The organism is Micromonospora arida, from assembly GCF_003857035.1.
GTDB classification, from domain to species: domain Bacteria; phylum Actinomycetota; class Actinomycetes; order Mycobacteriales; family Micromonosporaceae; genus Micromonospora; species Micromonospora arida.
Genome location: NZ_QGSY01000059.1, coordinates 1 through 5,577, shown reverse-complemented (window position 1 = coordinate 5,577; position 5,577 = coordinate 1). Strand labels below are relative to the sequence as shown.

Below are 5,577 nucleotides of genomic sequence, written 5' to 3'. Positions count from 1 at the left end.
CTCGGTAGGTGCCCCACTCGGCGCGCAGGGCGTCGCAGATCTCGCCCAGGGTCGCCTCGGCGCGGACCGCGTCGAGCATGGCGGGGATCATGTTCTCGTCGGTACGGCTCGCCTCGATCATCCGGGTCACCGCCGCTCGGACCGCTGACTCGTCCCGCGCGCTCTTGCGCTCGGCGAGCACCCGGCGCTGCTCCAGCTCCACCTCGTGCGAGATGCGCAGGATCTCCAGCTCCTTGGCGACCGTGCCGGTGTGGCAGTTGACCCCGACGATCTTCTTGTCGCCCTTTTCGAGGGCCTGCTGGTAGACGAAGGCCGACTCGGCGATGTGCCCGGTGAACCAGCCGTCCTCGATGCCGCGCAGGATGCCCGAGGTCATCGGGCCGATCTGGTGTGGCCCGTCCCCGCCGAGCTGCCGGATCCGGGCGAAGATCTCCTCCGCCTCGGCCTCGATCTTGTCGGTCAGCGCCTCGACGTACCAGGAGCCGCCGAGCGGGTCGGCCACGTTGACCACACCGGTCTCCTCCATCAACACCTGCTGGGTACGCAGGGCGATCTCGGCCGACTCGTCGGTGGGCAGCGCCAGCGTCTCGTCCAGCGCGTTGGTGTGCAGCGAGTTCGTGCCGCCGAGCACCGCCGCGAGAGCCTCGACGGCGGTGCGTACGACGTTGTTGACCGGCTGCTGTGCGGTCAGCGACACCCCGGCGGTCTGGGTGTGGAACCGCAGCCACAGGGCCTTCTCGCTGGTAGCGCCGTAGACGTCACGCAGCCAACGGGCCCAGATCCGACGGGCGGCGCGGAACTTGGCGATCTCCTCGAAGAAGTCGAGGTGCGAGTCGAAGAAGAAGCTCAGCCCCGGCGCGAAGACGTTCACGTCCAGCCCACGCGACAGGCCCAGCTCGACGTAGCCGAAGCCGTCCGCCAGGGTGTACGCCAACTCCTGCGCGGCGGTCGAGCCGGCCTCACGGATGTGGTAGCCGGAGACCGACAGCGGCTTGTAGCGCGGGATCTCCCGGGCGCAGTACTCCATCAGGTCGCCGATCAGGCGCAGGTGCGGCTCCGGGTCGAAGAGCCACTCCTTCTGCGCGATGTACTCCTTGAAGATGTCGGTCTGCAGGGTGCCGTCCAGCTTGGACAGGTCGGCGCCCTGCCGCTCCGCGGCGACCAGGTACATGCAGAACACCGGCACGGCCGGACCGGAGATGGTCATCGAGGTGGTCACGCCGGCCAGGTCGATGCCGTCGAAGAGTGCCTGCATGTCGGTGGCGGTGTCGATGGCCACGCCGCAGTGGCCGACCTCGCCGAGCGCCTGCGGGTCGTCCGAGTCGCGGCCCATCAGCGTCGGCATGTCGAACGCCACCGAGAGCCCGCCGCCGCCGGCGCCGAGGATCATCTTGTAGCGCTCGTTGGTCTGCTGGGCGTTGCCGAAGCCGGCGAACTGCCGGATCGTCCAGGTCCGACCGCGGTAACCGGTGGGATACAAGCCCCGGGTGTACGGATACTCGCCCGGCCAGCCGATCCGTTCGAAGCCCGGATAGGTGGCGCCCTCCGGCGGCCCGTACACCGGCTCCACCGGCATCCCGGAGAGCGTGGTGAAGTCCGCGTCCCGCTTGCGCGCGGCGTCGTACCGGGCCTGCCAGCGCGCCCGTCCGGCGTCGATCTCGTCGGCGTCCATGAGCAGGGCTCCTCCTCGGGTCCTCGACTGCACGTCGAGTGTAAGGCCCCTACCTGAACGATCGCTAAGTCAGGCCGTACCGGCGAGTAACGTGCGCTGACCCCCACTCCGGAGCGCGCAGGCCGAGTCCGCGGATCGCCCGGCGTCCGACTCTTGCCGGTTTCGGTGCGACGGTGGCCGTTGCCACCGCCGCACCGGCGCGAGGGGACCCCGGCGGCACGACGGACGCCAGTCATTCCCCGACGACGGCCACCTGCTGCCCACCGCCACCCGAGGTCACGAGACTGATCTCAGTAACGGGTCTTCACGAGGAACTGGTAACCAACCACAACGGTGCCGTTGTTGTTGTACATCGGCCAGCACTGCTGGGGCGACGTCCACGACGAGACGTACGTCGGCCGGGCCGCCTTGCACGCCGACATCGTCGGGTACATCGGGCTGTTGTAGTCCGCAAGAGCGGGCGACGCGGTGCCCAGCACGATGCCGCCGGCCAGGGCGGCAGCAGCAATGAGGGTGCGGCGGCGCGGACGACGCAGAATCTTCGGCATCTTTACTCCATCCCGATGGACCCTCTATTGAGGATCTTGACGCCAGGAGCTTAGGGCACCCACCGGAGCACGCCGGCGTCACCCAAGTCAGGCCGTCGGGGCCGAGGGCGGGCCCATCGCCACGTCGTCGACCCGAATGTTGACCTCGTCAACCCGCAGCCCGTACGCCTCGACCGCCTCGGTGACCCGGGCCCGCACCTGACTGGTGATCTCCGGTACCAGCTGCCCGGCCTGGATCACCAGCACCAGGTTGACCACGGCGGCATCTCCGGTCACGTGGGCCGAGCAGCCCCGCCGGGCGTCGCCCACCTGGTCCAGCCCGACCCGGTCGAGGACGGAGTTGAAGAATCGGGCGACGTCCCCACCCAGCTCGGCCACACCGGGCACCGCGCGGGCCGCCGCGACGGCGATCTTCTCGACCACCTCGTCGGAGACCTGTGTCCTCCCGCCGGCCGCCGAGCTCATCGCGCCCATCTCCTGCGTCGCCTCGTGGTCCATGTGCCACTCCCCCTGCATCTCACGCCGCCGCGCCGGCTCACCGACCGGGCCCCACCGCCGTAGGGCGGTGCGAGCCTACAAGGGCGCGGTGGCGCGGAGGTGTCCCGCGTGGACAGTCAGCGGGCGAGCTGGGCGAGCAGAGTGTCCGCCGCCGCGTACGGATCGAGGCCGCCCTCGGCCACCTTCGCGGCGAGCGTGGCCAACTCCGTACCGTCGCGCAGTGAGCCGATCCGGGCGCGGAGGGTGCCGAGCGCGATCGCCTCGATCTCGGCGGCGGCCCGCGCCTCCTGGCGGCGGCGCAGCTCGCCGTGCTCGACCAGCCAGCCCCGGTGCTTGTCGATGGCGGCGGCGATGTCGTCGATGCCCTCACCCCGGGCGGCGACCGACCGGACCACCTGAGGCCGCCACTGCCCCGGCCCGCGCTCACCGAGCGCGATCATGCCCTGGATGTCACGGACGGTGGCATCGACGCCGTCCCGGTCCGCCTTGTTGACCACGAACACGTCGGCGATCTCCAGGATGCCGGCCTTGACCGCCTGGATCGCGTCGCCCATCCCGGGTGCGAGCAGCACCAGCGTCGTGTCGGCGAGCGAGGCGACCTCCACCTCGGCCTGCCCGACGCCGACCGTCTCGACCAGCACCACGTCGCAGCCGGCGCCCTCCAGCACCCGGACCGCCTGCGGCGTGGCCGCGGCCAGCCCGCCGAGGTGCCCCCGGCTGGACATCGACCGGATGTAGACGCCCGGATCGGTGGCGTGGTCCTGCATCCGCACCCGGTCACCGAGGATCGCTCCGCCGGTGAACGGGCTGGACGGGTCGACCGCCAGCACGCCCACCCGGTGCCCGCGCGCCCGCAGCGCGCGGACCAGCTCGTTCGTGGTGGTCGACTTGCCCACCCCTGGTGAACCGGTCAGCCCGACCACCTGGGCCTGCCCGGCGTACGGCGCCAGCGCCGCGGCGATCTCCGGCAACAGCGCGTCACCGTTCTCCACCAACGTGATCAGGCGAGCCACCGCGCGGGGGTCGCCCGTGCGGGCCCGCTCGACCAGCAGCGGTACGTCCCGGCTGCGGCGCACCGACGTGGTGCCCGCTGCCGGGACGTGCTCAGCCTCGCTCACTGCGCCATCCCTGTTCGCGACTGCGGGGCTCGCAGGACCGGCTCACTCCTCGCGCTCACTGGTCCGTCTCGGCCTTGCCCGGCACGTGAATGATCAGCGCGTCGCCCTGGCCGCCGCCGCCACACAGCGCGGCCGCCCCGGTGCCACCGCCGCGCCGCTTCAGCTCCAGGGCGAGGGTGAGTACGAGACGCGCGCCGGACATGCCGATCGGGTGCCCCAGCGCGATCGCGCCGCCGTTGACGTTGACCTTGTCCGGGCTGATCCCGAGGTCCCGGGTGGACTGGACACCGACCTGCGCGAACGCCTCATTGATCTCGATGAGGTCCAGGTCCGCAACGCTCAGGCCACCCTTCTTCAGGGCGTGGTTGATGGCGTTGGACGGCTGCGAGTGCAGGGAGTTGTCCGGGCCCGCCACGTTGCCGTGCGCACCGATCTCGGCCAGCCAGGTCAGCCCCAGCTCCTTCGCCTTGGCCTTGCTCATCACGAGCACGGCGGCGGCACCGTCGGAGATCGGCGACGAGCTGCCGGCGGTGATGGTGCCGTCCTTGGCGAAGGCGGGGCGCAGCTTGGCCAGCGACTCGGCGGTGGTGTCCGGGCGGATGCCCTCGTCCTCGGTGATCACCAGCGGGTCACCCTTGCGTTGCGGGATGACCACCGGGGCGATCTCGTCGGCGAAGTGGCCGTTCTTCTGCGCGGCGGCGGCCCGCTGGTGGCTGGCGGCGGCGAAGGCGTCCTGCTCCGCGCGGGAGATGCCGTGCCTGGCGCCGAGCCGCTCGGTCGACTCGCCCATCGAGCAGCAGTCCCAGGCGTCGCTGAGCCCGTCGTGTGCCATGTGGTCCTTGACCACCACGTCGCCGTACTTGTAGCCGGTGCGCTGGCCCATCAGCAGGTGCGGGGCGTTGGTCATCGACTCCATGCCGCCGGCCACCACGATGTCGAACTCGCCGGCCCGGATCAGCTGGTCGGCAAGAGCGATCGCGTCCAGGCCGGAGAGGCAGACCTTGTTGATGGTCAGCGCCGGCACGGACATCGGCACGCCGGCCTCGACCGCCGCCTGCCGAGCCGGGATCTGACCGGTGCCGGCCTGCAACACCTGGCCCATGATCACGTATTGGACCTGGTCCGGGCTGACGCCGGCACGCTCCAGCGCCGCCTTGATGGCGATCCCGCCGAGCTTCGTGGCCGGGAGGTCCTTGAGGTTGCCCAGCAGCCGGCCCATCGGGGTCCGCGCGCCGCTGACGATCACCGAAGCCATGCCTGCCTCCGAAGGGGTGCCGAGCTGTACGCCTTAACGATTGTTCGGCCAGACTAGCGCCATGGCAGAGAACTCCCCCGTCGAGCCCGGTGCGGACTACGTCACAGACATCGGGCTTCGCAAGATTGACCACGTCGGGATCGCCGTGGCCGACCTGGACGCCGCGATCGACTTCTACCAGCGGACGTTCGGGATGCGCTGCGTACACGTGGAGACCAACACCGAGCAGGGCGTACGGGAAGCGATGCTGGCCGTCGGACCGACCACGGAGGGTGGCTGCGTGCAACTGCTCGCCCCGCTCACCCCCGAGTCGACGATCGCGAAGTTCCTGGACCGCAACGGGCCGGGCGTGCAGCAGGTCGCGTACACCGTGGTGGACATCGACGCGGCCTGCGCGGCGCTACGCGAGCGCGGCATGCGCCTGCTCTACGACGCTCCGAGGCGTGGTACCGCGGACAGCCGGATCAACTTCGTCCACCCCAAGGA

Annotated in this window: 6 protein-coding genes; 1 reads left to right on the top strand and 5 read right to left on the bottom strand. The window is 70.7% G+C overall.

Annotation, left to right across the window (positions count from 1 at the left end):
* From icmA to DLJ58_RS00990, 5 genes are all read right to left on the bottom strand, one after another.
* Nucleotides 1-1,672 (bottom strand): coenzyme B12-dependent isobutyryl-CoA mutase large subunit (gene icmA / locus DLJ58_RS01010; protein ID WP_124853427.1); only part of this gene is annotated, 1,672 nt, incomplete at its 3' end.
* A gap of 290 nt (nt 1,673-1,962) precedes the next feature.
* Nucleotides 1,963-2,220: a hypothetical protein gene (locus DLJ58_RS01005; protein WP_124853426.1), complete on the bottom strand. Its 258-nt coding sequence runs from the start codon at nt 2,218-2,220 to the stop codon at nt 1,963-1,965.
* A gap of 87 nt (nt 2,221-2,307) precedes the next feature.
* Nucleotides 2,308-2,718 (bottom strand): Asp23/Gls24 family envelope stress response protein, encoded by a 411-nt coding sequence (locus DLJ58_RS01000; protein ID WP_124853425.1) that lies wholly within the window; start codon nt 2,716-2,718, stop codon nt 2,308-2,310.
* A 116-nt stretch (nt 2,719-2,834) separates the two neighbouring features.
* On the bottom strand, nt 2,835-3,836 hold the full coding sequence (meaB, locus tag DLJ58_RS00995) for a methylmalonyl Co-A mutase-associated GTPase MeaB (protein WP_124853424.1): 1,002 nt from the start codon (nt 3,834-3,836) through the stop codon (nt 2,835-2,837).
* Nucleotides 3,837-3,891: 55 nt separating this feature from the next.
* A complete protein-coding gene (locus DLJ58_RS00990) occupies nt 3,892-5,091 on the bottom strand; it encodes an acetyl-CoA C-acetyltransferase (protein WP_124853423.1) in 1,200 nt (399 codons plus the stop codon).
* 61 nt (nt 5,092-5,152) lie between these two features.
* Between DLJ58_RS00990 and mce the strand changes: the two genes are divergently transcribed.
* The coding region (gene mce, locus DLJ58_RS00985) for a methylmalonyl-CoA epimerase (protein ID WP_124853422.1) at nt 5,153-5,577 on the top strand (425 nt) is incomplete at its 3' end.